Here is a 25,473-nt window from a genome sequence, read left to right on the forward strand (position 1 = left end):
ACTAGATATGGAAAAGGTAAATTATTTTAATTCCATTCCGTGGCGGGAAGCTCTGATCCAGCTGGGTCACTGCCGTTTTATGGATCGCGCTGAATTTGCGGACGGAACGAACGCGCTGAAAGGCAAAAAAATCGTTATCGTCGGCTGCGGCGCCCAGGGACTGCATCAGGGTATGAACCTGCGCGATTCGGGACTCGACGTCAGCTACGCGCTGCGTGAATCGGCTATCGCCGAAAAACGCCAGAGCTGGAAAAATGCGGCTGAAAACGGTTTTAAAGTCGGAACGTACGACCAGATGATTCCGGCCGCAGATCTCGTCGGTAATTTAACACCCGACAAGCAGCATTCCAACGTGCTGGAAAAAGTAGTTCCCCTTATGAAAAAAGGCTCGGCATTGTGGTACAGCCACGGATTTAACATCGTTGAAGAAGGAATGCAGATTCGCCCCGATATCACCGTCGTCATGATGGCGCCCAAAGGTCCGGGTTCCGAAGTTCGCACCGAATACATGCGCGGATTCGGGATTCCCACGCTGATTGCGGTGCACCCCGTCAACGATCCCGACGGTAAAGGCTGGGCAATCGCCAAAGCGCTTGCAGTCGGAACCGGCGGAAGCCGCGCAGGCGTGCTCGAATCGAGCTTTATTGCGGAAGTAAAATCCGATCTTATGGGCGAACAGACGATTCTGTGCGGTATGCTCCAGACCGGCTCGATTTTGTGTTTCAATAAAATGATAGAAAAAGGTATCGACAAGGGATACGCGTCCAAACTTATCCAGTACGGATGGGAAACGATCACCGAAGCGCTCAAGTGGGGCGGTATCACCGGCATGATGGATCGCCTGTCGAATCCGGCGAAGCTGAAAGCTCACGCACTTTCCAAAGAACTGAAAACCATCATGTGCGATCTGTATCACAAGCATATGGACGACATCATTTCAGGCGAATTCAGCCGCGTCATGATGATCGACTGGGCGAACGACGATATCAATCTGCACACGTGGCGTGAAGCGACCGGCAAAACGGCGTTCGAGCAGACTCCCGCGGGTGCCGTTGAAATTGCCGAACAGGAATATTTCGATCACGGCATTCTGATGGCCGCGATGGTCAAAGCAGGCGTCGAACTCGCGTTTGAAACGATGGTCGCCGCCGGCATTAAACCGGAAAGCGCCTATTACGAGTCGTTGCACGAAGTGCCGCTTATCGCCAACCTGATCAGCCGCAAAAAGCTGTACGAAATGAACAAAGTCATTTCCGACACGGCCGAATACGGCTGCTATCTGTTCGACAACGCGTGCCGGCCGCTGCTGAAAGACTTTATGGCAAAGATCGATACCGACGTCATCGGCAAAGGACTTTCCGTAAAAGACAACAGCGTTTCAAACCATGAATTGGTTTACGTAAACGACGAAATCCGCAATCATCCGATTGAAATCGTCGGCAAAAAACTGCGCGGCTACATGACCGCAATGAAAGCCGTCATCGGTAAATAAACGTCGCCGGTACGTAAAAACACGATACGCCGAAGCACTGCCCCGCATGTCCGTAAAAACGAACCGCGGGGCAGTTTTTTTAGCCCCGCGTGAAAAATCGGGAAATCGAAAAATCAGCGGTGCGCACTACCCTTTCCGACCGTTTTCCGGTATACTGGTATGCATATTTTTCTGAAAAGAGGCTTGTAATGTACGTAACTTGTCTGGATCTTGAAGGCGTTTTGGTTCCCGAAATATGGATCGCGTTCGCAGAAGAGACGGGAATAGCGGAACTGAGGCTCACCACGCGCGATATTCCCGACTACGACGTGCTGATGAAAAAACGGATCGGTATTCTTGCCGAACGCGGGCTCGGTTTGAAGGCGATTCAGAATACGATCGCAAAAATAGACCCGCTGCCCGGAGCGAAGGCCTTTCTGGACGAACTGCGCACGGTTACGCAAGTAATCATTTTATCCGACACGTTCACGCAATTCGCGTTTCCCCTAATGCAAAAATTGGGGCTGCCGACCATTTTCTGCAACGAACTTGAAGTCGGCACCGACGGTATGATTACCGGCTATAAACTGCGCCAGCACAACGGCAAATACCACGCCGTTAAAGCGCTGCAGTCGATCGGATTCGACACGATCGCTTCGGGAGATTCGTTCAACGATCTGGAAATGATAAAAGCGTCCCAAGCGGGATTTCTGTTCCGCGCGCCGCAGCACATAATCGCCGAGTATCCGGCAATTCCCGCGTTCACCGAATACGGCGAACTGCTCGCCGCGGTACGGAAACAGACAGGGCTTTAAGAATTTTCGGTTTCCGCGTCCGCGCGGCACAACACGTCGAGAATCCGCCGTTCCGCGGTGCGGGCGCTTTCATCCGGAGAAGCATAGCGGTCAAGCAGGGAATTTTCCCTGCCGCAGCCGGGAATATCGAGCCGGATTTCGAGCGGAGAACCGGTCATGACGACGATGCGGTCTGCCAAACACAGCGCTTCGCGGAAATCGTGCGTAACCAAAACAACGGTGCGTTTTTCGCGGGAGAGCAGCGCTTCCGCTGATTCCATCAGTTTCAGTTTAAGCGAAAAATCCTGAGACTGAAACGCTTCGTCCATAAGCAGTACGGACGACGGATACACGAACGCGCGGGCAAGCGCCGCACGCTGCCGCTCTCCGCCGGAACATTCGGCGGGCAAGGCGGCCGCTTTGCACAGAAGACCCACCTGTTCCAAAAAAAAATCGGTTCTCTCTTTTGCTTCACGGGCGGAAAGCAGTTTTTCAACGGGAAGCATGATATTTTTTGCAATACTGCACCACGGCAGCAGCCGCGGCTCCTGAAACAGGTACGAAACGCGCGCGGGAGCCAGAATCGTACCGCTGCCGGCCTGAAAAAGACCGGCGATGCCGTCGAGCAACGTCGTCTTACCGCCGCCGGAAGGCGCAAGCAGCGCGGTTACGGCGCCGGAAGCGAAATCGATTGAAAAATCGCGATACAATTCTTTGGAACCGCGCGTAACGCGCAATCCCGCAATCGAAATCGGCGCGCCGTCCGGCGCCGTGCGTCGCTCAATCATACGCCGTCCGTCCGCAGCCCGCGGCGGCGCAGCAGCGCAGCGAACCCCGTTTCAAGCGTAAAACACAGGATAATCAAAACGATCGTTACGGCGAACACGTCGGCCGTTTCAAGGTGCACTTTGGCATTGTATAAAAGCGTTCCCGCCGCCCGCCGCGGCAGACTCAGCACTTCGCCGGCTGCTACCACTTTCCAGCTCAAACCGAACGCAGAAAGCGCCCCGCTCCAAAAATACGGCGTGCAGGACGGAAGATACACGTACCGCGCGGTGCGGGCGGCACTGAAACCGTATACGCGCGCGCAGTCAAGCAGTTTCCGATCGGCGGATCCGATTCCGGCCGAAACGGCGGCAATCACTACGGGAAGACTCATCAACACGGAAACGAACACCGGCACCAGAGAGGAACCGAACCAGAAGATGGAAAGCAGGATAAACGAAACGACGGGGGTCGAACGGATGACTGCAAGCGGAAATTCAAGCAGGCGGCGAAACGTTTTACTGACACCGCAGCACACGCCAATCACCGTCCCGGCAGTCACCGACACGGCGAACGCCGCGACGCTGCGCAGTGCCGTCGCACCGATATGCTGCCAAAAAACCGGCGTACGGATATTCCGGCACAGCGCGGCAGCCGTTTCAGCCGGATACGGCAGAATGAGCGGCGAACGGACAACCGCCGCCGCAAGCTGCCACAGCACTAGCATAACCGTGAAGGAAATACCGAATGCAGCCGGAGCCGGAAGTCTTTTCATTCCGGTACGTTGAAGCATACCCTGCGGCCCGGCGCTCAGCGGAAATAGAAATCGTCCGCAGGCAACGCGCCGCCGACCGCTTCGGGTGCGAAACTCATGAAGATCGTAAACAGATTTTCAAGTTCGCTCCGGGCGTCCGCCGCACTCTGATATACGTACGCACCGTTCGGAATCACTTTCGCCGCAATGGGCGCAAGCAGCCCCAACGAATGCTTCTGCACCAAAACGCCGGCTTTTGCAGGGTTCGCGTTTGTCCAGACGATAGCGGCTTCATACGATTCCAAAAAGCGGCGGACAGTCTCCGCCTGATCCCGCGCGGCGGCGGCGCGGATAACGACGACGGTCATCGGATAATTGAGAGAACCGTTTGCCGCTTCAACCGCGGCGTACTCGGTCTGTAAGTTAACCGCACGGCGCACGGACGGATCTTTTGAAACGGCTACCGTCGCGAACGGTTCGGGAACGACCGCGTATTCAATCCGGCCGGAAAGCAGCGCGGCGGCGATTTCCGCAGCGGGAATGGAAAAGTCGAGCTCAACGGTATTTTCGCCGGCAGCTTTTCCGTCAGGTGCGACGGCGATTCCGTTGCGTTCAAGCAGGTATCTGAACAGGTATTCGGGAGTCGCACCTTGCCCGGCAACCGTTACCTTTTTGCCTTTCAAATCGGCAAGAGAAGCGATCTGCGCGTCTTTGGTTATCAGGTTCAGCATTCCCTGCCCGACGACCGCACCGACGACGACCGCGCCGTTATTTTTATTGAACACTTTCGCAGCAACGTTCGGCGGCAGAATACCGATATCGACTTCACCTTTAAGCAGCTTCGGCAGCAGAACGTCCGCACCTGCGACTATTTCAAACGAAACGGCCGTATCGCCCAAATCGGAAACGTTTTCCATCAGATACGCAACGGGAATGCTGCTGGGACCGTTGAGTGCGGCGACGCGCAGCACGGAACCGGCCGGTTCGGGCACAGTCGGAACCGCGGGCGTTTCGGAAATCGCTTCCGCCGGAGCAGGAAGGTCGTCGGTTTCGGGCCGGACGGGAGTTTTATCCTTTTTGCCCCCGGCAAATACGGAAACGGCGAGCAGCGCGCTGGCCGCTATACAGACGATCGATTTTAACGAACGATTCATTTTAATCTCCCATAAAAAGTTTCTGACTAAACGTCAATGCAGGCATCGACGTTCCCTGATACGTTTGCACCGTAAACTTGAATCGGACAATCAGCCGCCGCCCTTTGTGGCAGCCGCCGTTCTTTGCGGTAACCGCCGTTCTTTGCGGTAACCGCCGTTCTCTGCGGCAGCCGCGGCAGCTCAGCCGATACGGTTTTCCTTATATACTTCCGCCAAAATACGCAAGCCTTCGCGAACTTCGTCTTCCGGCCCCGAATAATTGACGCGCAGACATTTATCGAAATGACCGTGACAGGTATTCGCAGGATCTTCGGCGCCGAAAAAGAAACATTCTCCGGGAACGGTGATCACGCCGCGCTCTTTCAATTTACCGTACAATTCCTTTGCCGGAATGGCCAGATCTTTCAGCAAAAGCCACAAAAAGATAGCGCCTTCGCTTTTATGAACGGCATAATCGCCGCCGGCAAAGAATTCATGAATCCAGCGCTGCGCCTGTTCGCTGCGTTTCTTGTAAAACGGACGGACGTATTCGTGTGCGACGGACACGATTCGGCCGGAGGCAATGCAATTTTCCGCAAGCGCCTGTCCCAGTGTTCCGGAGGCGAGCGCCGCAATTGCGTTCAGATTCGACAGCGCGCTGATAATCTGCGCGTCCGCGACGATTATCCCGGTACGCAAAGTCGGCAGGCCGATTTTGGACAGACTCATAGAAAGCACGACCGATTCGTCCCAATACGGCGCGGCGTCGTCGATAAACACGATGTCGGGAAACGGCAGTCCGTACGCGTTGTCCACGAACAGCGGCAGCTGATACCGGGAAGCAAGCGACGCGAGCCGTTTGATTTCAAAATCCGTCAGCACGTTGCCGGTCGGGTTCGTCGGGCGGGACACGCACAGCGCGCCTACGTCCCGGCGGGCAGCGAGCCGGGCTTCAAGTTTTTCAAAATCGATAAAATATTTGAACGTATGGTCTTCGTAATATTCACAGCGCGCGGGGATTCCCTCGAACGTATCGGGTTCGATTCCCTGATCGGCATACCCGACGTACTCGGGAACAAGCGGGAACAGTATCTTTTTGCGCTGCGGAGTTCCGCCGGCCGCGTCGCTGAAACAGTCGGCCGCGGATGAACCGCCGGCCGCGTCACCGGAATCACCGGACAATGAATACGTGCCCGAAAACAGATTGAACAAATAGAAAAACGCCGACTGGCTGCCGTTTGAAACGGCGACGTTTTCGGGTCCGATTTTCCATCCGTACGTTTTTGACAAAAACGAAGCGACGGCTTCTATAAACTGCGTGCGTCCCTGCGGCGCGTCGTATTGGGAAATCAACTGCTCGAAGGAATCGCCGTCCGCCATGATCCGTTCCATTTCGCGCCGGAAAAGCCGTTCCGCTTCAGGAACGCGTGCGGGATTACCGCCGCCCAGCCGGTACGGAGTAACGCCTTCCGGCAGCGGACGACCGAGATCGTCCATCAGCTGCAAGATACCGGAACGACCGGTCAACTTCGTACCGAAGTCTGAGAATATATAGCGAGTATCCATGTGTTTCATTGTAGCCTTCATCCGTGTGAAATACAAGACTGCTTGTATTCCGCCGGTGCAGCGGAAAAAATATCCGTTTCGGGAAGCGCGTCGAGCATCGTTACCTGCCCGTGAAAATTGACGTTGTCGGCAATGCGCAGTCTGAGCGTCGTAACGTCTCCGGTAATCTTACTGCCGGAACGCATTTCAACGCGCGACGCCGCTTCAAGATTTCCCGTAACGGTACCCGCCACCAGTATGGAATCGGCGGCCATGACGGTCACCGTGCAGACTGCCGTTTTATCGATCTCAAGATTTCCCGTCGCTTTGATCGTACCGTCGAACTTTCCGGTAATAACCAAATTGTCGGTAAACTCAAGTACGCCGTTAAATTCCGTTTCCTGGCCGAACACGGTTACGTTCCCATTCTTCATATCAAACGAGTGAGCCATTGCTTCTCCTACTAAAAGCCGAACGAATCGTCCGATCACAATCTTTCAGTCAGTATACTTTTTTTTTCCGTTCTGTTCCAGTAATTTTACGTCGGAAAAATCCATTTCATCCAATTTTTCGGCATAAGAATCTTTCAGCCGTTTCAATTCGTCCGCCGGACAGCTCGGACCGGCACCGGCGAGCACGTCCATATCGCTCAGCACGCCGGACAGCAGCGTCTTCAGTTTCCGTTCCGCGGAAGCCGAATTCTTCCGCTTATCCTGTTTTTCAAAAAAGAGCCGAAGGCGCATCAGCATATCTTCAAAAGAAACCGGTTTGGTAATAAAATCGAGCGCGCCCAGCTGCACGGCTTTGTATTTGTCATAAATGCTTGCCGAAGCGGAAAACGCGATGACCGGAATATCTTTCCACGCGTCGAAACCCGCGTCGTGCTTCAGCCTTTTCAGAAAAGACCAGTCCGACGCCTGCGCCAGCGCGCCGTCGAGCAGCACGATGTCGGGAGCGGCCGTCCGTATCAGTTCAAGCGCGGCCTGCTCCGTTTCGGCGCAGTAAATTTCATATCCGTATTTGGAAAGCATGATGTTGAAAAACGATACGTTTTCCTTACCGTCGTCAACAATCAGTATTTTTTTCTGTGCAGACATCGGCGCAACCTCTCCGTGCTATCTTCAATATAACTCCGAGAACGAGCAAAATGCCTGCACAAACGGCAAAAAAGATTCCGGCGTAATCGCCGTACCGCGTATAAAGCGTTTTTTTATCCATCGAGCGAACGGGAACGGAACCGGTCAGATACGTCTGTGCGAACGGCTCCGCCATAGCGGTGATTTTTCCGTTCGGATCGATGATCGCCGTCTGTCCCGACGCCGTCGCGCGAACGGACGGTATCCTGTTTTCCACGGACCGGAAAAGCGCCATGGATAAATGCTGATATTGACACGCCGGGCTTTTGGACCAGGCGTCGTTGGAAAGGTTTACGATCGCGTTCGCCCCGGCGTTTACGAAGCGGCGGCCGACGAAGCCGAACGTATCCTCAAAACAGATCGGCGAACCGAATTTCAGCCCGCCGACGTCGAACACGACGGCTTCCGTTCCCGGTTCCCACATGTGCGTGTCGCCGTTTAAAAGCAGCTGATACAGTTTGGGAAACAGTTTTTCAAACGGAAAATATTCGGTAAACGGCACCAGCTTCATCTTGCTGTACAGTTCGGGCTGCGGCGGAACGACGTTTTCTCCCGGCCTGAACAGCAATACGGAATTGTAATCGACGACGTCGTACGAACCGCTTCTGGTGTATCCGTCCACACCGTGATCGTTGCCGATAACGAACGGAACCGGAGCGGCGTCTATGTAATTAAGCAGTTTTTCGACCAATTCGAATTTATCGCGTTCGTACAAATGCTTATAATGCCAGGTGATGCGCGGAACGAACGCCGTTTCGGGCCAAACGACGAGCTGAACGGCGGGATCCGACGCAAGCGCTTCATCGGACAAGCGCATCAGCGTGTCCAGATCGCGCCGGTACGCGTTCACACCGCCCACCCAAGGGTCGGAATTCTGCTGCACGAGCGCAACCGTTACCGTTTTATCCTGCGAATAATCTACCGGAGAAACGAAGCCGTAGACGAGCACGGCGACAAAAACTGCGCACCACAGGCAGGCCGAGAGCGCGTGCGTTTTCACCGCCGCCGGAATCATCCGCACCGCGGCGCGAAATCCGCCGCCGGCAGCCGTACGGTTTGCCTGCACGATAACGGCAGTGCACCAGGCGGAAGTGAACACTATCAGCGCGTTCAGTCCCCAAACGCCGGCGATGTCGGCGCATTGGATAAGCGGCGTCCACCGCCAGTGCGTATACGCGGTTACCCCGTAATGAAAGCCGGCGAAACCGAGCGTTTTAACGTATTCATAGCCGCACCAAACGACCCACTGCACGAGCCAGCCGCGCTTCGGAAACAGCGAATCGGCCGCTTTCAGCAGCGGGAACGTCAGCATCAGATAGAAGCCGTACATGAACGATATGACGAAAATTCCCATCGGATGGAACGTAGCGAGCCAGTAAGTGAAAAGACAGTAAGATCCGACGCCGTACAGCAATCCGTACAGCCAGACGGTTTTCCAGGACACGAGACGGACGAGTAAAAATACCGGAATGAACGCGACGTACGCAAGAACGGGAAAGCCCTGTACGGTAAAAAGGTTCGGCTGCGGCAGCGCGAACAGGATAACGGCGGAAACGAGCAATCCGAACGGCATAACCACACGCTGTATTTTACGATCACTGCACGCAATCCGGTTCGTTATCGCCATATGAAAATTATTCTTCCTCTACGGGTAAATTCCACAAAGCGTTTTTCAATTCCTGACCGGAACGGAACGCGGCAATATAATGGGGAGGAACGGAGAGATGGTCGCCGGTTTTAGGATTACGGGCCTTTTTGCGACCTTTGCGCAGCCGGGGTTCAAACGTGCCGAAGCCCCGCAATTCGATCGTAGCGCCGGATTTTAACGATTCTTTGATCTGATCAAGTAAAGATTCAAATACTTCCTGAACGACACGTTTTTCACATTTGGTATTCTGATATACGGATTCGATCAAATCGTATTTAGTAACTTTTAACATGGTACACACCTCAACCAGCACTCTATTCTAAGCGAATCCCGACGACGGGACGTTACAACTATTCGTTTGCAACATCCCATGCCGGACCCGATTATTTCGCAGCAGCTGCAGCGCCGAATGAAACGTTATACAGTTTCATCATGCGTGACTTTTTCCGCGAAACAGCATTCTTAGACAAAATTCCCTTGCCGGCCGCCGTATCCAGTTCTTTTACAAGATCTTTCAACAACTGCGCTGCAAGTGCAGAATCCTTGGCCTGTACAGCTTCAACATATTTTCTAACACTTGTACGTGCAGAACTTTTGACTGACTTGTTGCGCAAGCGGCGGACTTCACTCTGCTTATGTCTTTTTTCTGCAGATGACTGTTTTACTGCCAAAAGGACACCCCCAAACAAAAAACTTTATATATGTTACCAGACAGCCAATCGTTAGTCAAGTGCAGGAATCGAGCATTTTTCCGCAATACGCCGATTTACGCGCCGCACTGAACGAATTTTACGCACCGGCGGCCGCAGGCGTTCCTTTCCGTATCAGCGAAAAATACAGCGGCCCCGCGCCGCCGCACGAATCGGGCAGTACGTGTACACCGAACGCGGTCGGTTCGCCGTCAGGCAGCGCTCCGTCGAAGAACGAAGACGCGGATACGGGAACGGGCGGAAGATTCCTGACGAACTGCACGCCGGAGAATTTTTTTTCAAGGCGAGCGACGACTTCATCGTTTTCCGCCGGAGAAAGCGCGCACGTCGCGTACAACAGATATCCGCCGGGCCGCAAAAGGCGGAAGGCCGACGAAAGCAGCGCCCACTGCGTAACCGAAAGCGTTTTTACGCGCGCCGGAGACCATTCGCAAAGGTACTGAGGAGAAGACAGCACGTGCCGTTCCGACGAACACGGCGCGTCGAGCAGAATGCGGTCGTAGCATTCCGTCCGGGACAGACACAGGCGGGCTCCGTCGCCGCAGGTTACCCGAACTCTGGCGCGGACGGACGGCGGCAGATGCTCGTCCGCAACACGGGAGAGACGCATCATGCGTTCGTGCGAACGTTCGTTTGAAACGAGCTCGGCGGTTCCGTCCATAAGGGATGAAACGACGAGCGTTTTACCGCCGGGAGCCGCGCACATATCGAGGATACGTTCGGCGCCGCCGAGCGGCAGCGACAAAGCGGCTTTTATACTGCCCCGATCGAGGAAATATGCCAGATACGCATCGTCCGTCCGCCAGGCGGCGGCGCAGGCTTCCTGCAACAAAGCGGCTTTCAGCGGCTGCCAGCGCGCGCCGTACAATCGCGAATAATACGTATCGAACCCTTCCGCACCGCGCAGTTTTTCCGCAGCCTGCGCTTTCTTTTTACTCATCGGCGCCCCGCGCCTGCCGGCGGCGCTTCGGGGCCGGTTGTGCGCACGCCGGCTGGGTACACGCCGGCAGCGCTTCGGCCGACTGCGTTTCGGCAGACTGCGTTTCGGCAGACTGCGCGGCCGCATCCAGACAAGCCTGCCACAGCGTGTCTACGACAGGCGGAGGAGCGGTAAAGTCGCAGCGTTTTCCGGTAACCGGATGCGTAAAACGCAGCCGATACGCGTGCAGGCGGATTCCGCCGAGCGGATCGGAACGGCGCGCGCCGTATTTGACGTCGCCCTTAACCGGCATTCCTTCGGCCGCCAGCTGACATCGTATCTGATGCGTGCGGCCGGTCAGCAATCGTACCGTCACGAACGAATACCGTTCGCCCGTACCGGCGATTCGATACGCGAGTTCCGCTTTTTTGGCTTTTCGGGTGGTTTCCGCTACGATACGGGCTTTGCGCGCTTTCGGGTCGAATATCATATGACAGGAAAGCAGCGTTTCCGGCGACGGAGTACCGCTATGAACGGAATCGTCTCCGTTTTTTTTCAGTTCGGTAACGGCCAAATACGTTTTTTCCACCGAATCGCGGTTGGCAAACTGCGCGGAAAGCAACGCCGCACAGTCACGGTTCAAGGCAAGCACGCACAGCCCGGAAACCGGCAGGTCGAGCCGATGCACGCAGCCGCAAAACGGAACGGGCGAACCGAGCGCCGCTTCAATTTCCGGCCGGACGACGTCGGCCAGGCACGGCGCTTCAGCCGCAGCCGGCGATTCCGCCGCCGGACGGTCGGCAGAATGTGCGGCGGCCGCAGACGGTAACTCGCACACTTCACCTGCATATTTGACGACGACGGCAAGATCCGTGTCCGCGTACAAAACTCTGGCACTGCTCATTTTTTTCCTCCGAAGTATGCAGAATACAATTCGCTTCCGTCATCGAACGCCGTGCTGAACGCCGCCGTCCGAACGGCTATCCGGGATTCCTCGTGCACGGGTGCGATGCGAACGGCGTATGCCGCCGAGTCGAACGCAGAACCGGGCGCAGCAGCGGAGCCGGCCGCCTCCGCCGAACGATAACCGCCGGTTCGTTCAAGTTCCAAAACGCCCGCCGCTATTTTTGCCTGCAGAATCCGAACGACCGCGGCGTCTATTTTTGCGGCGAACTCGCCGTCGGCCGCGGCTTTCTGCAGCAGGACGGTTACGGCGGACGCGAATTTTTTTTCCGACAGCATGATGACGTCAACGCCCGCTTCTATCGCCATGACGGCCGCCGTATCGGGCGGAAATCCGTTCCGCTCCAGCGCCGCCATAAAAATATCGTCGGAAAAGATAAGCCCGGTGTAGCCGAGCGTTTCGCGGAGCATCGACGTGACCCAAAACGGCGAAAGACAGGCGGGAGTGCCGCCGTCGTACGCCGCAGTGCGTGCGTGAGACATCAGAACGCCCGCGGGTTCGTACCGCAGCAGCGAACGGAACACCGCTATCGCGTGCGTTTCGAGCGCTTCCGCGGAAAGCGTGATTTCAGGCAAACCCGAATGCGGATCGTCGTTCGTGTTGCCGGGAAAATGTTTCAGCACCGCGCCGATCCCGTTCGACTCATAACCGCGTACCGCGGCCGCCGCAAACGTGCCGACCGCAGCGGCGTCACCGAAACTGCGCGTTCCCAAAAACTGCCGGTTCGTATCGGCGGCGGCTTCCGCCACGGGCGCCAAATTGATATGGAAACCGAGCGCCGAAAGCTGCCGCGCCTGCGCCGCGTACAGCGCTTCGGCAGCCGACGGCGGCATACGGGAAGCGACGAGCTGCGCGGACGGAAGCGGCGACGTTACCGCACGCAGACGGTTTACGACGCCGCCTTCCTGATCGATTGTCAAAAGCGGCGGCGGCAAGTTCCGTTCACGGCAGAACGCCGCGATACTTTCCGTAAAACGCATGATCTCCGGCGCGGAATCGGCTATATTATATGAAAAAAACAAATAGCCGCCGGGGACGAGCGGTGTTCCGTCCGCCGTATATTCGATCGGACGGAAAACGGATTTTCCTTCCAGATTGACCAGAAAAAGCTGCGCGATTTTTTCTTCCGCCGAAAGCGAACGCGCGAATTCCCTGACCGCGTCAGTACGCAGCTGCATATCGGAACGCAGACTTTCGTACGATGCGCGCGCCTCCGCGCGGAGCTTCAATTCTTTTTCATTTTGCTTTTTTTCGGCCTGCCCGCACGACACGCCCAGCGCGCACCACAGCAGCACGGCGGCGGACGTCAGGCAAAGCGGACTACAGCAATGCTTCAGTAAACCACGGGACATACGTTACCAACAATAAAACGATAAATTGCACGAGTAAAAAAGGAAGGATTCCTTTGACCACTTTCATAACGGGCGTATCGAACGCATACGACGCGATAAATAAATCCATGCCGACCGGCGGCGTCAAAAATCCCAACTGCATGTTCATCAGAAAAATGACGCCGGTGTGCACCGCCGATATGCCGAACGATTCGGCAATCGGAATGACAAGCGGCGACACGATCAGAATCGCGGAATAAATGTCCATCATACAGCCGACGACGAGCAGCACCAGATTCAGCAGTATCAGAAACACGTATTTCGAGCTGACGAACGACGAAATGAAATCCGAAAGCAGCACCGGCACGTTCGCGTCTATCAGAAAATACGACAATCCGCGGGCAGCGCCCAGAATGATCAGCACGCCGCCGGAAACCGGAATACTTTCGGCAACGACGCGCAGCGTACCTTTTAACGTAAAATCGCGCCGGATAAAACAGGTCAGACAAAACGCATACACGACGGCAAAAGAAGCCGTTTCAAGCAGTGAAAAAAAGCCGCTGAAATATCCGGCGCAGATCAACGCCGGCATCAGCAATTCAAACGCACCGTTTTTCACTGCGCCGAACGCTTCCCGCGCGGAAAACGGAGCCGTTTCGGGTCTCTTGTCCTTGAAAAAACCGAGTGCAATCATCGAAACGGCCAAAATGCAGCCGGGAATAATCGCACCGCGGAACAAATCGAACACGTCGACGGAAAAATAATTAGTCGTCCCGTACATGATGATCGCAACGCTCGGCGGAAACAGCAGTCCCAGCGCACCGGACGACGTTACCAGCGCCTGCGCGCCGGTTTTTGAATAGCCGGACCCGGCGAGCGCCATCGTAAGCAGCGAACCGAGCGCCAGTATGGTAACGCCCGAAACGCCGGTAAACGTGGTGAAAAACGTCGCGACGACGACGGCAGCCACCACCGCGCCGCCGCGGAACCAGCCGAACAGGGATTTGAACACGGCGACCAGCCGCGAACCGGCACTCCCCTTCGACAAAATGTAACCGGCTATCGTGAACAGCGGAATGGCGGCGATACTTTTATCCGTCAGAATGCCGTACGCTTCAAGCGAAAGCACTTCCACATAGCCGCCGCCCTGGGAAAACGCGATGTACGCGGCGGCGCTGATCACGATGAACAGCGGTACGCCCAGCAGCGCGAGCGCGACGACCGCGAGCATAAGCGGTACGAACGCCGCCGACGAAAACGAAAGCCAGCAGTCGCCGAGCGCGTATAAAACGTTCAGATTCTCAAGCCCGAACAGATAATACAGCACGCCGCCGATCGGTCCGGCGGAAACGAACAGTCCGGCAAGGATACCAGCGACAGAAGCGAGCCGGTTTTCTTTTACCGCGCAGCAGGCCGCGAGCATCACCGCATACGACGCGGGCAGTACGGCGAAAATCAGCGGCAGCGGCACGCCCCACACCGCCGAACCGGGCGCGAACGCGGCGAACGTTTCGGAAAACGCGGCAAAAAACAGCGCGGTCAGCACGGCGCTCACGGCGGCGCTTCGCAGGGAACGGATAACGGCGCGCACTTTTTGCGGCGCGGTATCGGATAATGAAGCGAGACTGATATGGCGATCCGCCCGCCACGTTACGACGCCGGCGATGCAGGTGAAAACGAACACGAGATTTACGATGGCCGCGTCCGACCCTACGACGGGAACGCCAAATCCCTGCTGTACCAGCTTGATTGCGAGCGGCAGCAGCGAAAGACAGACGACGGAAACGACCGCGGCGACGGTTTCGGCGGCGGCAAACACGCGGCGAGCGGTCATCAGCGCATCCCGTTTCGGTATGACGTCAGGATCGCTTCGATTTCACGATAAAACGCAACGTCGATCACCGAGTTTTTCATACCGGTCAGCTTTGAAACGTCGGCACTGAAAGTGCGTTCCCACAAAGCGGTTTCTTCCGGAGAAAGCACGATGCGGGTCATACCGGCGGCTTCAAGCAAGTCGAGATTTTCCGCATCGGACGTCCGCTGCACGGCGACGAATTTCTGTTCGGCTTCTTTTACCGCGGCGCGCAGCGCGGGACGGTACGATTCGGGAATCGAGTTCCACGTTTTTTCGGAAATGACGAACGCGGTCATAACCGGGCACAGCGGCGCTTCGATCACGTACGGCAGCGTTTCGTAATACCGCGCGGCGTACGCGTACATCGGGATCGTATACAAACCTTTGACGCCGTTAGGACTTTTAAGACTCTGCATCAGTTTGTCGTCGGGAATGTCTTCGGTGTTGAATCCGACCGTCTTAAACGCCGCGCCGAGCGCGGGACTGGTAATACCGCCGACGACCAGTTTCAGTTTTTTCAGTTCTTCGGGCGTACGCACCGGCTCTTTCGTAAAAAAGTACGCCCAGCCGATGTTAAACCAGCCGAGCAGAACGAAGCCCTGTTCGCTGACGGTCTTTTCTATTCTGTCGGAAAACGTTTCCAGAATCAAATCGACTTCATCCTGACTGCGGAACAGGAACGGCATACACAGTGTGAGCATGTTCGATTCGGGAGCGAATTCGGAAAAACCGACTGAAGTAAAAACGGCGCCGTCGAGCGGACTGCGCTGACCGGGGCGGACGGCGCGCATCTTTTGAATAACGCCGCTTTCTCCGCCGAGCGCGCTCGTGCTGAAAAACTGCATGGTTACGGAACCGCCGCTGAGCTTCGACCATTTTTGAGCCAGCAATTTCTGTTCGGTATCCCACGGCGAACGGACGGGAGCGACCGACGCTATTTTAACCGTCGTATTTTGAGCGAAACACATCGCCGCGCAAACGAGGCACAGCAGCGCCGCCGCGTATTTTTTACAATTATTGCCGTTAACGTTCTTGCCATTCATAAAAACTCCCATAAAAAGTCAAGGAGGAACTGTCAATTTCCGGCTTGGCTTTTTACGCAGCTTCGCAGCAAAGTGAAAAGCTGCACTTGATAAGAAAGTTTGCAACGCAAACTTATAAAAGATAAAAATCGACGATATTGCAGACGGTTTTTATCTTACCTTCTCTCAAAAGCTGCCGCCTTCCGCAGGCGGCGCGCACGATTAATTCCAATCGATAAAATAGTCGTCGGTATGGTCCAACAGCCAGGCGGCTTTTTTCTGCGCGATAACGGTGGCGAGCCGCGACGAGGGCTGTTCGTCGGGATCGATGCGCAGCGCGGCGCGCAAAGCGTCTACGAAACCCGCCTTATCCTGCGCGGGAACGCAGAACGACACTGCGTACGTAATATACGGCCCGGGAACTTTGCCGCCGGACAGCCGCATACTCTCCTGCTGGCAAAACGCCGCCCGTTCGGGATCGCCGCCGAAGCCGGCGGGAGCCGCCGCATAATACGCGGCGAGCACGTCCCACAGCGCTCCGCCGTTATAAGATCCGTCGAGTTCCGCCGCCCGTTCGAGCAGCACGACGGCGGAACCGCTCGACGCGAGCAGTTCCGGATCGAGCGGATCCAGTGCGAACGCTCCCAGCCAGCCGGCGCACAGCCAATACACGGCGTTTACGTCCGATTTTTTGAGCCGCGCGGCGGCGGACGCGACGCGGTCGGCATCGGAACTGCGCACCGCAGCGGCAAAGCCCGCGTAAGCCGTGTCGAGCGCGTTCAGCACGTATTCCCTACCGCGCAGATAAAACAGCTTTGCCCGACCGAACTGCTCGGTCTGTTCGCCGAAACGGTCTATAGGCAGCATCTCGGCTTCAGCCTGTACGAAAGCGTTCGCGTACATCACGTACAACGAACCGGTCGTAACCGCAAGCCCTACGTGCCGGGGATTCTGAAAATGCAATACTTCGTACAGTTTGAGCGCCGTCGGAAAAAAATCGGCAACGAGCCGGACGTCCGTTTCTCCGGTCAGCGCGAGCAGCGCAGTATCGGAATCACCGCCGCCGGCCAGCATATCGGATACGGAATTCACCGCAATATTTTTGGTAAGCGAGCAGGAGAAAAAAAGTGCGGCGGAAGAAAAGACGGCGCAACATACTCTGAATAAGCTTCTCATATCGTTCAATAATAGTAAAAAGCGAAAACTTATGCAACCGGCACCGATTTTCAGAATCATCGGCCGTTCCGCGGCAAAAAGTGCCCGCCGTCAGTAATCGAAATTAAACGGCAGCCGACACCCGATCAGGTCTCCGCATATGTTTGTTTTATCGCTTGTTGACAGAATTACGGAGAATCGATACAGTGTAGTCGCTGAACCGCACAAGGAAACCGGTTTCTTATATGATTTTTTATAAAACCGTTATACCGAAAAGATACCAAGGAGCCAAAGAAATGATGCTGTCTTTTGAAGATCGGCTGCAGATGCTGCAAACCGAACACAACGCTATCGTTAAAAGGGAAAACGAACCCGTATATCCAGGAAACGGGATATTCGTAAGATACAAATATCCGATAATCACGGCCGATCACGTTCCGCTGAATTGGAAATACGACCTTGATCCCCGAACGAATCCGTACCTGATGGAACGGATGGGAATCAACGCAGCGTTCAATGCGGGTGCCGTTAAACTGAACGGAAAATACTGTTTGGTAGTGCGCGTCGAAGGAGCCGACCGCAAAAGTTTTTTTGCCGTTGCCGAAAGCGACGACGGTATCAACCGTTTTACGTTCCGGGAAAAGCCGATTCTCCTGCCGCAGACGACTGATCCGGACGTAAACGTGTACGATATGCGTTTGACTCGGCACGAAGACGGCTGGATTTACGGACTGTTCTGCTCGGAACGCAAAGATCCGTCCGTTCCCGCCTCCGACACGTCGAGCGCGACAGCCGCCGCCGGAATCGTACGAACGAAAGATCTGGAACATTGGGAACGGCTGGCAGATTTGAAAACCGCTTCGCTACAGCAGAGAAACGTCGTTCTGCACCCTGAATTCGTAAACGGTAAGTACCTTCTGTATACGCGGCCGCAAGACGGTTTTATTGAAACGGGAAGCGGCGGCGGCATTTGCGCGGGATTTACCGATTCTATGGAGAACGCGTGCGTTACCGATGAAAAAATCATCGACGGCAAGGTTTATCACACCATTAAAGAAGTGAAAAACGGCGCGGGAGCGGTACCTATAAAAACTCCGGCAGGCTGGCTGCACGTTGCACACGGCGTGCGCAACACGGCGGCAGGACTCAGATACGTCGTATACGCTTTTATGACCGCGCTCGACGATCCGGCGGAAGTCATTGCAAGTCCCGGCGGATATCTTATCGCTCCGCAAGGGGAAGAACGAGTCGGAGACGTGTCGAACGTCGTTTTTACGAACGGCGCCGTTGCGGACGACGACGGCAGACTGCTTATTTATTACGCTTCGTCGGACACCCGTATGCACGTAGCGGAGACCACGATAGAACGGATGGTCGATTACTGCAAAAACACTCCCGCCGACCCGCTCACATCGCACGGTTCGGTAGCGCAGCGTATCGCGCTTATCGACAAAAATCTGAAGTTATAAAAAGCGGACTCGTACGGAGCACGAAAGCGCCCCGTACGGTACGGGCGGAACGGTCAGTATCCCCGGCGTATCAGTTCGACGCACATGCGTCCGTTGTGATACGGACACTTCCACGGTTCGGTAATGCCGTGCCGGGACGCTTCACCGTCTTTGCTCACGCTCCAAAACCATTCGCTTCCGGGGCGCTTGTCCACGAGCGTATTTTCTATATATGAATAAATTTGCCGCGCAGCCGAAAGGAAGTTTTCGTCTCCCGATTTACCGTATTCGTTAACGAAACCGACGACGCTTTCGGCCTGTACCCACCAGATACGCTCCGTATCGACGTGAACGCCGAGATTTTTCCCGACCGAAGCGGCGTTCGCCGCAGCGGCTTCTCCGCGCGATTCGTTGTTCAAAGCCTGACCGTCGTACGCAATCGCCAAAATCTTTCGCGCAATGCGCGGCGTACACTCGGCAACGGCGCGAACGGCGGCGCGCACGTCGTCTGCAAACGGAGCGCAGGCGGCCGCGCTTCCCCGTTCGACATCACGCGTCAGCACTTCGGCAGCCCGATCCAAAAGCCACGCCGCTTCGATGTCGTGCCCGTACGAGTGGATGTCTGCGAGCGGCTTCATCCGTGCGTCGAAAAACGTTTCGAGCCGCTCGAATTCAGGGTTGAACACGCGCTCGCACACGATCCGCAGAATCCGCGTCAGTTTTTTGCCGACGAGCGGATGGGAATCGGCGGAGAACAATTCCGTATACGCTTCAAGCACGTGCAGCAGCGTGTTCATCGTTTTTTCAGCCGCAACGCCCTGATCGCAGATAGCGCTTTCTACCGGCGTTTTCCAGTCGGCGCCGAACGCTTCAAGATAGCCGTATTCGTCGGCGCAGTAGGTTTCGATGCACTCGAACAGCGAATAGGCACGGCGCAGCGCCTCGGCGTTGCCGGACGCACGATAGTACGAGGCGAGCGCGTATATGCAGAACGCTTGATTGTACGCGTTTTTCGTCGTATCGGCGGGAACACCGTCGTACGAGACCATCCAATAAACGCCGCCGCGCTCGGTGTCGAAGCATCTTTTTACGATGAACTCGTACGCGTGCCGGGCGTTCGCAAGATTTTCAGCACCGCCGATAGTTAAATAGACGTTGGAATAAAACCATAAAATGCGGCTGTGCAAAATGACGCCTTTATCGGCTTTTTTCTGCACGGCAAGATCGTACGTCTTGAATCCGTAAAATCCGCCGTATTCCGTATCTTTAAGCGCGTTCCAATACGGTAAAATCACCGTTTTCAAATGGTGCTCAGCATCGAATCGTTTCATCAAAACCGTCCTTCGGAATGTCAATTTTCCGTTATATCGTGAGTTTTTATATAGTCTATCGTATCTTGAACGGTTGTGAAAGCCAGACACGTATAGGTGTCGGCCGCCCCGTAATACAGCGCGACGCGTCCCGTAGGCGCGTCGGTCAGCGCCGCGACGGGAAAGACCACGTTCGGAACGAAACCGCGTTCTTCATACGGCGCTTCCGGCGTCAGCAGAAAATTACGGCAGCGATGCAGAACTTTCGACGGATCATGCAAATCCAGAATCGCCGCGCCGATCGAATACACGAAACCCGAACACGTGCCCGTTACCGCGTGATAAAACAGCAGCCAGCCTGCGTCCGTTTCGATAGGAGCGCAGCCGGCACCCGTTTTTACCGACTGCCACCAGTCGCCCGTGGGACCGAACACGTGTTTATGGTTTCCCCAATAGTACAGATCGGGACTTTCACTTAAAAAAACGTCGCCGAACGGTGTGTGTCCGCTGTCGCTCGGCCGGCTCAAAAGCAGATACCGGCCGTTCACTTTACGGGGAAACAGCACGCCGTTCCGGTTGAACGGCAGGAACGGATTATCGAACGATTTGAAATGTTTGAAATCCGTCGTTTCGGCAATACCGAGCGACGCGCCGTGAAAATCCGTGCACCAGATAACGTAATACGTATCGTCTATCCGTACCAGACGCGGATCGTAGGCGTACGCGGGGCTGACATCGTTGCCCGCACCGTCGCTTACGGCGATCGGTCCGGCCGAAAACTGCCAGTGCAGCGCGTCCCGGCTGAATCCGGTGTACAGGTACGGTATGCCGCTGCAAGTTTCCGCACGGAACACGCCGACAAAGCCGCCGTCTTTCCATACGGCGACCGCGCTGTTGAAAATGCGTGAAACGTTTTCCGTCGGGTTGCGGCCGATCACCGGATTCTGCGAATAACGCCACATCGGAAACCGGCAGCCGGCGGGTTTATCTTCCCACGGCATGTTTTCAATTGATTCTCCAATAACTGTAACCATTCCATAACTCCCTATAAAAAAGTCAATGAGGAAATGTCAATTTCCGATTTGACTTTTTACGCTGTTTCGTAACGCAGTGAGAAACAGCAGATAATCGCAGTTTGCAACGCAAACTGGTAAAGATAAAAACCGGCGCCATTTTAAGCCGGGTTTTATCTTACGCTTCCTATTATTTTTTCAGTCTTTTTTATACAAGTTGATATCATCGATATAAACGGGACCGTTGTACGACACGTAGCCCAGCGTGGGACATACGGTTGCCTGCGTGTACTGCGGATTATTGAAAAACTCGAACGTACACGTTTGCCGGTAATAACTTTTGCCGTCGTCGAGAATCACCGTTTCCAAATTCGCCAATTCGCAGTTCTGCGTTCCCAAACCGGTTTTGACCCAGCCGGGATCAAAGGCAACGTAATGCTGCGCGCCGGGTAATTTGTCTTCAGGTTTCGTTTTTCCCGACGGCGTTGAAGCGAGCGTTTTTTCCAGATAAACGGTGAACGAAATTTTTGCCGCCTCGGCAACTTCACTCATCAGCGGAAACTTGATTTTGAGTTCTTCCCATTCGTTCAGACCGGGGTACAAAGCGTCCGCGCGGAGCATACCGCCGTTCAGCGTACTGTGAGAAAGCGAGCGTAATTCGGCTTGATACCCTCCCAAAGACACCGCGTCGCAGATGGAGTCTTTAAAATCGAACGTCTTGAACAGCGAATACGTTACGTTGTTCGCGACGGTTATCGCAACGGCTTCCGTACGTATCTGCGTTCCGTCTTCGAGCGTAAAAACGGCTTGCAAATCCAACGTATCACCGTCGTCGAACGCCGTCGTGTCCAGTTTTATGCGCCAAAGTTGTCCGGCGTTATTGAACTGCATCGTGTTCGGCGCGCTCGCTAACTGACCGTTCACGAACAATTTGGCACTTTTCACGCGGCCGTACGTTCCCGCAAGACGGGCACGGATCGTAACCGTCCCTTTTGCTTCCTGTGCGCGCGCGGGATCAAGCAGATACGCACAGGGATCGTCGAGCAGCGCGGTCTGTTCCACCGATTCCGTACCGGCAAAACGGGCCGCCCATGCCGACAGCAGTTTTGAAACGGAAGATCCGTCGTTCAGAATGCGGAATCCGTCGTAATCGTCGTACAGTCCGTCTTCATCCGCCCCCGTTTCATACACGTTTGAAGCGGTCAGAATCCAGAACATGCTGCCTGCACCTGCGTTTTCATACACGGTACGATTCCACAGATCATACACGGCGAGCCGATTTTGCGTTCCGGCCTTTGAAACGCCGAATTCCTCAAGGACGGCCGGCTTACCGGCTTTTTTGCCCGAATCGATATGATCCTTGATGTACCGGGCGCCCCACCCCTCGGCTGCTTCCGGCGCGATTCCCCAACTTTCAGGATACAGATGGTACGTACCGTAATCGACGTTTTTGAGCGCAAGCAGTGCGTCGAAATCCGTACCTTCAAACCCGTTATACATATGGGTTCCTTCACCCATAAAGACGTCGGGATCAGTGCGAAGAAAGCCGCCTTCATCACCGACGGCGCACAGCTGAAACGGAGCGAGTTTTTTAACGTAAGCGCTCATCTCTTTTACCCAGGCGGTCAGTATTTTGCCGGTTTTATCCGGAGGATTACGAGGTTCGTTCATCAGTTCCCACGTCATGATAGTCGGATCTTCGTTGTACGGGATACCGGTGTACGAGTTCACGCGCGTCATCAGCCGTTCCGCGTATTCCTTATACGCAGCCTTGCAGCCGGCATCGGTATAGAAATCCGTCGCGTTTTCCAGATTGAACCACCGCTGCCAGGTGGACGCCTGCTGCAGGCCGCCGAAATCGGCCCAATAATTGTTAAGGACGACGACCAGTTTTATGCCGCGCTTTCCCGCTTCCGCAACGGCGTAGTCGAGCCGTTCAAAAACGTCGCGCGGATATCCGAATTCGTCGGGCTTTTTATCCGTTTTCCGGTATTTTTCGGGAATACCGTAAACGCCCGGTTTTCCGCCGCGGGCGGGTTCGTTCAATCCGAACGAATTATGATCGCGATTCGCTCCAATCTGAAAGCCCCAAACGCGCAGCACCGGCAATCCCATTTCGCACGCATCGTCGAGTACGTCGGTTATCATTTTATCGGGACTGTAATGCAAATAATAATTATTCGTGCCGACGAACCGGAACGGTTTGCCGCCGAGCATAAACGAACCGTCCTGTACGGTAACGAATCCTTTCTCCGCCGCTCCGGCAGCGGATACGGCCGAATTGCCGGCACAAGCGGCGAACAGCAGCAAAAAAATCGCACAGGTAAAAGCCGCGCAGGCAGACACCGCACGGCAATACGAACGAACAGGCTTTTTCATCATTCCTCCTAATTGTAAAAAACGACACCGGAACCGCTGCAGCACGCTACGCAGGTACGGCGAATCGGCGGCCGATTACCGCCGGTTTTCGCATCGCGCATACCGGACAAAACAGCGCATTGAAACGGGAACGCTTTGCGCTACGTGCGCATACCGGATATGAACAACTCGTACAAATCGCGGTCAACGGTAAAACCGCCTCTTTTTTCCCAACGCGTTCCGCCCCGCCCGTGGCCGCAGATGCCGAAATCGCCGTTGAAATTCCACAGCGCGTATCCCCAGCCGAGTTCACGGAAAACCGAAAACAGATCCGCAAACCAGGCGAGCGCCGCTTCGTTATCAGTCTTCGTATAGCAGCCGCACTCGCCCACGTGCACGCACGCACCGGCGTCGGCGAGCGTTTTCCACGGTGCGTAATGAGCGAGCAGCGTTTCACGGTTCCAGCACGTTCCGTTCCACTCCGTTCCCGGATATACCGGCGGCGTGCAGTCCGCCGTTTCTTCACACCACGGCGCGCGGTAATGAGTCAGCGCCATCGGCTGATAACCGCGAGTACTCAAAATCGCACCGGTATCCGCCAATTCGGGAATCGCCTCGTTACCGCCGTCGATACCGTTCAGCACAACCGGACGTAACGGCGACACCGCGCGCACGGCGGACATCGTCCGGCGCATCAGTTTTTCGTGAACGGCGCGCGTCATGCCGTACCGGCCGATCCGAGGCGGTTCGTTCAGCAGATCGAAACTGAGCTGCTCCGGCCCATACGGCGCGTAGCGGAGCGCAAGATCCGTCCAAAGCTGCACGAAGGCATCTTGAGCGACGCGGTCGCACCACAAATTGTGTTTTTCCGTTTCCGCGCCGTTTATGCAATAACCGGGCGCACGGTGCAGATTCAGCGAACAATGCAGCCCGCGCGAAACGACGGCCTTGACACAGTCGTCGAGCCGAACGAGCATAGATTCGTCCGGTTCGGCGTAACGGAAATCACGTATCCAAAAACGGTAATCTACCGGCAGCCGGATAAAATTACAGCCCATACCGCAGATAAAATCCAACTCGGTTTCCGCAACGCGAACATCGGCCGGACGAGGTGATTTCAAGCCGGCAAGGCTGTACATCCACAGCATGTTGAATCCGTACCGGAGCGCAGGCACGGCGGCGGCATCGATAGGTTTCATTCGTATTTCTCCCAATTTTTTTCCTGATTTCTTCTATAAATACGGTTACTGTTTGACGGAACCGCTGACCATACCGTTGTAGATCTGTTTTTGCAGAACGATAAAAATAATCAGCGTCGGCACGAGCGCGATAACGATTCCCGCGCAAATCAGTTCCCACTGCGATCCGAACGGCCCTTTGAATTTATACAGAACGGTTGAGATAACGGTCAGCGATTTTTTCGGCATGTACAGAAACGGCGTGTAAAAGTCGTTGTACAGCCCGATCGATTTTATGATCAGAACGGTCACGGTCGCCGGTTTCAGCAGCGGCATGATTATCTGAAAATACACGCGAAAATATCCGGCGCCGTCCAGAATCGCCGATTCATCCAGAGATTTTGAAATACTTTCCAAAAATTGCAGGTAAATGTAAATAGCCATAATATCCGTTCCCATGGCGAGGATAATCGGAGTTGCCATGGTATTGTACAAATGCAGCGCGTTTATGATCTGAAACCGCGCCACTTGCGCCGTCGTACCGGGAATCAGTACGATCCACAAAAACAAGTGCCTGATCAGTTCTTTTCCGCGAAAATCGAAGCGATGCAATACGTACGAAGCCATCGTTCCCGTCATAATCGATCCGGCGCTGGCAAGGACGATCATGACGAACGTATTCCAGAACGCCAGCCCCATGTTTCCCTTTTGCCACACGGTGATAAAATTGTCGAGCGCCCATCTTTGAGGCAACTCGAACGCGCCGGTTGAATTGAACTCGGCACCCGTTTTAAAAGCACCGAAAAAAACGACCAGAATCGGCAGAATGATTATCAGCGCGGTAAAAACAAGCAGCGTATACTTCAGGCAGGTGAATAAAGTTCCCATCACACCGGAATGCCGGAAAAAACGCCGAAACTCATTTTTCTGTTCCGAACGGGTTTTCTGCAACGCGTTATCCATA

The 25,473-nt window shown here is 55.1% G+C and carries 23 protein-coding genes; 3 read left to right on the top strand and 20 right to left on the bottom strand.

Features of this window, described 5'->3' with window-relative positions; genetic code table 11:
* Positions 1-7 precede the first annotated feature (7 nt).
* Entirely contained in the window at positions 8-1,492 is a 1,485-nt protein-coding gene (ilvC, locus tag TREBR_RS09810) for a ketol-acid reductoisomerase (RefSeq protein WP_013759021.1), read from the top strand.
* 188 nt (positions 1,493-1,680) lie between these two features.
* On the top strand, positions 1,681-2,286 hold the full coding sequence (gene thrH, locus TREBR_RS09815; protein ID WP_013759022.1) for a bifunctional phosphoserine phosphatase/homoserine phosphotransferase ThrH: 606 nt from the start codon (positions 1,681-1,683) through the stop codon (positions 2,284-2,286).
* On the opposite strand, the gene TREBR_RS09820 is transcribed toward thrH, so the two are convergent.
* The 15 genes from TREBR_RS09820 to TREBR_RS09890 all read right to left on the bottom strand — a co-directional run bounded on the left by TREBR_RS09820 (position 2,283) and on the right by TREBR_RS09890 (position 17,223).
* Positions 2,283-3,053 (bottom strand): ABC transporter ATP-binding protein, encoded by a 771-nt coding sequence (locus TREBR_RS09820; RefSeq protein ID WP_013759023.1) that lies wholly within the window; start codon positions 3,051-3,053, stop codon positions 2,283-2,285. The two genes, thrH and TREBR_RS09820, sit on opposite strands and share 4 nt — an antisense overlap.
* A complete protein-coding gene (locus TREBR_RS09825) occupies positions 3,050-3,805 on the bottom strand; it encodes an ABC transporter permease (protein ID WP_169310637.1) in 756 nt (251 codons plus the stop codon). The genes TREBR_RS09820 and TREBR_RS09825 overlap by 4 nt, the downstream gene beginning before the upstream one ends.
* Before the next feature lie 35 nt (positions 3,806-3,840).
* Positions 3,841-4,938, bottom strand: a complete 1,098-nt coding sequence (locus TREBR_RS09830) for an ABC transporter substrate-binding protein (protein ID WP_013759025.1) — start codon at positions 4,936-4,938, stop codon at positions 3,841-3,843.
* 180 nt (positions 4,939-5,118) lie between these two features.
* The gene (locus TREBR_RS09835) at positions 5,119-6,483 is read right to left on the bottom strand and encodes a pyridoxal phosphate-dependent aminotransferase (protein WP_041610815.1); all 1,365 of its coding nucleotides are present in this window, start codon (positions 6,481-6,483) and stop codon (positions 5,119-5,121) included.
* A 17-nt stretch (positions 6,484-6,500) separates the two neighbouring features.
* On the bottom strand, positions 6,501-6,914 hold the full coding sequence (locus TREBR_RS09840; protein ID WP_013759027.1) for a bactofilin family protein: 414 nt from the start codon (positions 6,912-6,914) through the stop codon (positions 6,501-6,503).
* Positions 6,915-6,959: 45 nt separating this feature from the next.
* A complete protein-coding gene (locus TREBR_RS13785) occupies positions 6,960-7,559 on the bottom strand; it encodes a response regulator (RefSeq protein ID WP_013759028.1) in 600 nt (199 codons plus the stop codon).
* On the bottom strand, positions 7,528-9,225 hold the full coding sequence (gene lnt, locus TREBR_RS09850; RefSeq protein ID WP_013759029.1) for an apolipoprotein N-acyltransferase: 1,698 nt from the start codon (positions 9,223-9,225) through the stop codon (positions 7,528-7,530). The genes TREBR_RS13785 and lnt overlap by 32 nt, the downstream gene beginning before the upstream one ends.
* 7 nt (positions 9,226-9,232) lie before the next feature.
* Positions 9,233-9,556, bottom strand: a complete 324-nt coding sequence (locus tag TREBR_RS09855; RefSeq protein ID WP_425358335.1) for an HU family DNA-binding protein — start codon at positions 9,554-9,556, stop codon at positions 9,233-9,235.
* 73 nt (positions 9,557-9,629) lie between these two features.
* The gene (rpsT, locus tag TREBR_RS09860) at positions 9,630-9,917 is read right to left on the bottom strand and encodes a 30S ribosomal protein S20 (protein ID WP_013759031.1); all 288 of its coding nucleotides are present in this window, start codon (positions 9,915-9,917) and stop codon (positions 9,630-9,632) included.
* 118 nt (positions 9,918-10,035) lie between these two features.
* Positions 10,036-10,896, bottom strand: a complete 861-nt coding sequence (locus TREBR_RS09865) for an RsmB/NOP family class I SAM-dependent RNA methyltransferase (protein ID WP_013759032.1) — start codon at positions 10,894-10,896, stop codon at positions 10,036-10,038.
* Positions 10,889-11,779 carry an RluA family pseudouridine synthase gene (locus TREBR_RS13790; RefSeq protein WP_013759033.1) on the bottom strand — a complete coding sequence of 297 codons (891 nt, stop codon included), beginning with the start codon at positions 11,777-11,779 and terminating at the stop codon, positions 10,889-10,891. The genes TREBR_RS09865 and TREBR_RS13790 overlap by 8 nt, the downstream gene beginning before the upstream one ends.
* Positions 11,776-13,191 (bottom strand): glycoside hydrolase family 3 N-terminal domain-containing protein, encoded by a 1,416-nt coding sequence (locus TREBR_RS09875; protein ID WP_013759034.1) that lies wholly within the window; start codon positions 13,189-13,191, stop codon positions 11,776-11,778. The genes TREBR_RS13790 and TREBR_RS09875 overlap by 4 nt, the downstream gene beginning before the upstream one ends.
* Positions 13,160-15,004, bottom strand: a complete 1,845-nt coding sequence (locus TREBR_RS09880) for a TRAP transporter large permease subunit (RefSeq protein WP_013759035.1) — start codon at positions 15,002-15,004, stop codon at positions 13,160-13,162. The genes TREBR_RS09875 and TREBR_RS09880 overlap by 32 nt, the downstream gene beginning before the upstream one ends.
* Positions 15,004-16,068 carry a TRAP transporter substrate-binding protein gene (locus TREBR_RS09885; RefSeq protein ID WP_013759036.1) on the bottom strand — a complete coding sequence of 355 codons (1,065 nt, stop codon included), beginning with the start codon at positions 16,066-16,068 and terminating at the stop codon, positions 15,004-15,006. Before TREBR_RS09885 ends, TREBR_RS09880 begins: the two co-directional genes overlap by 1 nt.
* Before the next feature lie 201 nt (positions 16,069-16,269).
* On the bottom strand, positions 16,270-17,223 hold the full coding sequence (locus TREBR_RS09890) for a TRAP transporter TatT component family protein (RefSeq protein WP_169310638.1): 954 nt from the start codon (positions 17,221-17,223) through the stop codon (positions 16,270-16,272).
* A gap of 275 nt (positions 17,224-17,498) precedes the next feature.
* Between TREBR_RS09890 and TREBR_RS09895 the strand changes: the two genes are divergently transcribed.
* Positions 17,499-18,671: a glycoside hydrolase family 130 protein gene (locus tag TREBR_RS09895; RefSeq protein ID WP_013759038.1), complete on the top strand. Its 1,173-nt coding sequence runs from the start codon at positions 17,499-17,501 to the stop codon at positions 18,669-18,671.
* Positions 18,672-18,724: 53 nt separating this feature from the next.
* Here the strand turns inward: TREBR_RS09895 and TREBR_RS09900 are convergent, their stop codons facing one another.
* From TREBR_RS09900 to TREBR_RS09920, 5 genes are all read right to left on the bottom strand, one after another.
* Complete coding sequence (locus TREBR_RS09900) at positions 18,725-19,981, bottom strand: AGE family epimerase/isomerase (protein WP_013759039.1); 1,257 nt, start codon at positions 19,979-19,981, stop codon at positions 18,725-18,727.
* A gap of 20 nt (positions 19,982-20,001) precedes the next feature.
* Entirely contained in the window at positions 20,002-20,994 is a 993-nt protein-coding gene (locus TREBR_RS09905; RefSeq protein WP_013759040.1) for a glycoside hydrolase family 130 protein, read from the bottom strand.
* Positions 20,995-21,171: 177 nt separating this feature from the next.
* Positions 21,172-23,352 carry a cellulase family glycosylhydrolase gene (locus tag TREBR_RS13795; protein WP_013759041.1) on the bottom strand — a complete coding sequence of 727 codons (2,181 nt, stop codon included), beginning with the start codon at positions 23,350-23,352 and terminating at the stop codon, positions 21,172-21,174.
* Between the two features lie 140 nt (positions 23,353-23,492).
* Positions 23,493-24,530, bottom strand: a complete 1,038-nt coding sequence (locus TREBR_RS09915) for a glycoside hydrolase family 5 protein (RefSeq protein WP_013759042.1) — start codon at positions 24,528-24,530, stop codon at positions 23,493-23,495.
* Positions 24,531-24,575: 45 nt separating this feature from the next.
* A complete protein-coding gene (locus tag TREBR_RS09920) occupies positions 24,576-25,472 on the bottom strand; it encodes a carbohydrate ABC transporter permease (protein WP_013759043.1) in 897 nt (298 codons plus the stop codon).
* Position 25,473: the final 1 nt, after the last annotated feature.

It is taken from the genome of Treponema brennaborense DSM 12168 (genome assembly GCF_000212415.1).
Taxonomy (GTDB): domain Bacteria; phylum Spirochaetota; class Spirochaetia; order Treponematales; family Treponemataceae; genus Treponema_F; species Treponema_F brennaborense.

Bases quoted from the DNA above. Each gene is read 5' to 3' on its own strand.
- TREBR_RS09915 (WP_013759042.1), bottom strand. From the start codon at position 24,530: ATGAAACCTATCGATGCCGCCGCCGTGCCTGCGCTCCGGTACGGATTC.
- TREBR_RS09835 (WP_041610815.1), bottom strand. From the start codon at position 6,483: ATGGATACTCGCTATATATTCTCAGACTTCGGTACGAAGTTGACCGGT.
- TREBR_RS09825 (WP_169310637.1), bottom strand. From the start codon at position 3,805: ATGAAAAGACTTCCGGCTCCGGCTGCATTCGGTATTTCCTTCACGGTT.
- TREBR_RS09900 (WP_013759039.1), bottom strand. From the start codon at position 19,981: ATGAAACGATTCGATGCTGAGCACCATTTGAAAACGGTGATTTTACCG.
- lnt (WP_013759029.1), bottom strand. From the start codon at position 9,225: ATGGCGATAACGAACCGGATTGCGTGCAGTGATCGTAAAATACAGCGT.
- TREBR_RS09905 (WP_013759040.1), bottom strand. From the start codon at position 20,994: ATGGTTACAGTTATTGGAGAATCAATTGAAAACATGCCGTGGGAAGAT.
- TREBR_RS13795 (WP_013759041.1), bottom strand. From the start codon at position 23,352: ATGAAAAAGCCTGTTCGTTCGTATTGCCGTGCGGTGTCTGCCTGCGCG.
- TREBR_RS09895 (WP_013759038.1), top strand. From the start codon at position 17,499: ATGATGCTGTCTTTTGAAGATCGGCTGCAGATGCTGCAAACCGAACAC.
- TREBR_RS09920 (WP_013759043.1), bottom strand. From the start codon at position 25,472: ATGGATAACGCGTTGCAGAAAACCCGTTCGGAACAGAAAAATGAGTTT.
- TREBR_RS13785 (WP_013759028.1), bottom strand. From the start codon at position 7,559: ATGTCTGCACAGAAAAAAATACTGATTGTTGACGACGGTAAGGAAAAC.
- TREBR_RS09865 (WP_013759032.1), bottom strand. From the start codon at position 10,896: ATGAGTAAAAAGAAAGCGCAGGCTGCGGAAAAACTGCGCGGTGCGGAA.
- thrH (WP_013759022.1), top strand. From the start codon at position 1,681: ATGTACGTAACTTGTCTGGATCTTGAAGGCGTTTTGGTTCCCGAAATA.
- TREBR_RS09875 (WP_013759034.1), bottom strand. From the start codon at position 13,191: ATGTCCCGTGGTTTACTGAAGCATTGCTGTAGTCCGCTTTGCCTGACG.
- TREBR_RS09880 (WP_013759035.1), bottom strand. From the start codon at position 15,004: ATGACCGCTCGCCGCGTGTTTGCCGCCGCCGAAACCGTCGCCGCGGTC.
- TREBR_RS09830 (WP_013759025.1), bottom strand. From the start codon at position 4,938: ATGAATCGTTCGTTAAAATCGATCGTCTGTATAGCGGCCAGCGCGCTG.
- TREBR_RS09840 (WP_013759027.1), bottom strand. From the start codon at position 6,914: ATGGCTCACTCGTTTGATATGAAGAATGGGAACGTAACCGTGTTCGGC.
- ilvC (WP_013759021.1), top strand. From the start codon at position 8: ATGGAAAAGGTAAATTATTTTAATTCCATTCCGTGGCGGGAAGCTCTG.
- TREBR_RS13790 (WP_013759033.1), bottom strand. From the start codon at position 11,779: ATGAGCAGTGCCAGAGTTTTGTACGCGGACACGGATCTTGCCGTCGTC.
- TREBR_RS09820 (WP_013759023.1), bottom strand. From the start codon at position 3,053: ATGATTGAGCGACGCACGGCGCCGGACGGCGCGCCGATTTCGATTGCG.
- TREBR_RS09890 (WP_169310638.1), bottom strand. From the start codon at position 17,223: ATGAGAAGCTTATTCAGAGTATGTTGCGCCGTCTTTTCTTCCGCCGCA.
- TREBR_RS09885 (WP_013759036.1), bottom strand. From the start codon at position 16,068: ATGAATGGCAAGAACGTTAACGGCAATAATTGTAAAAAATACGCGGCG.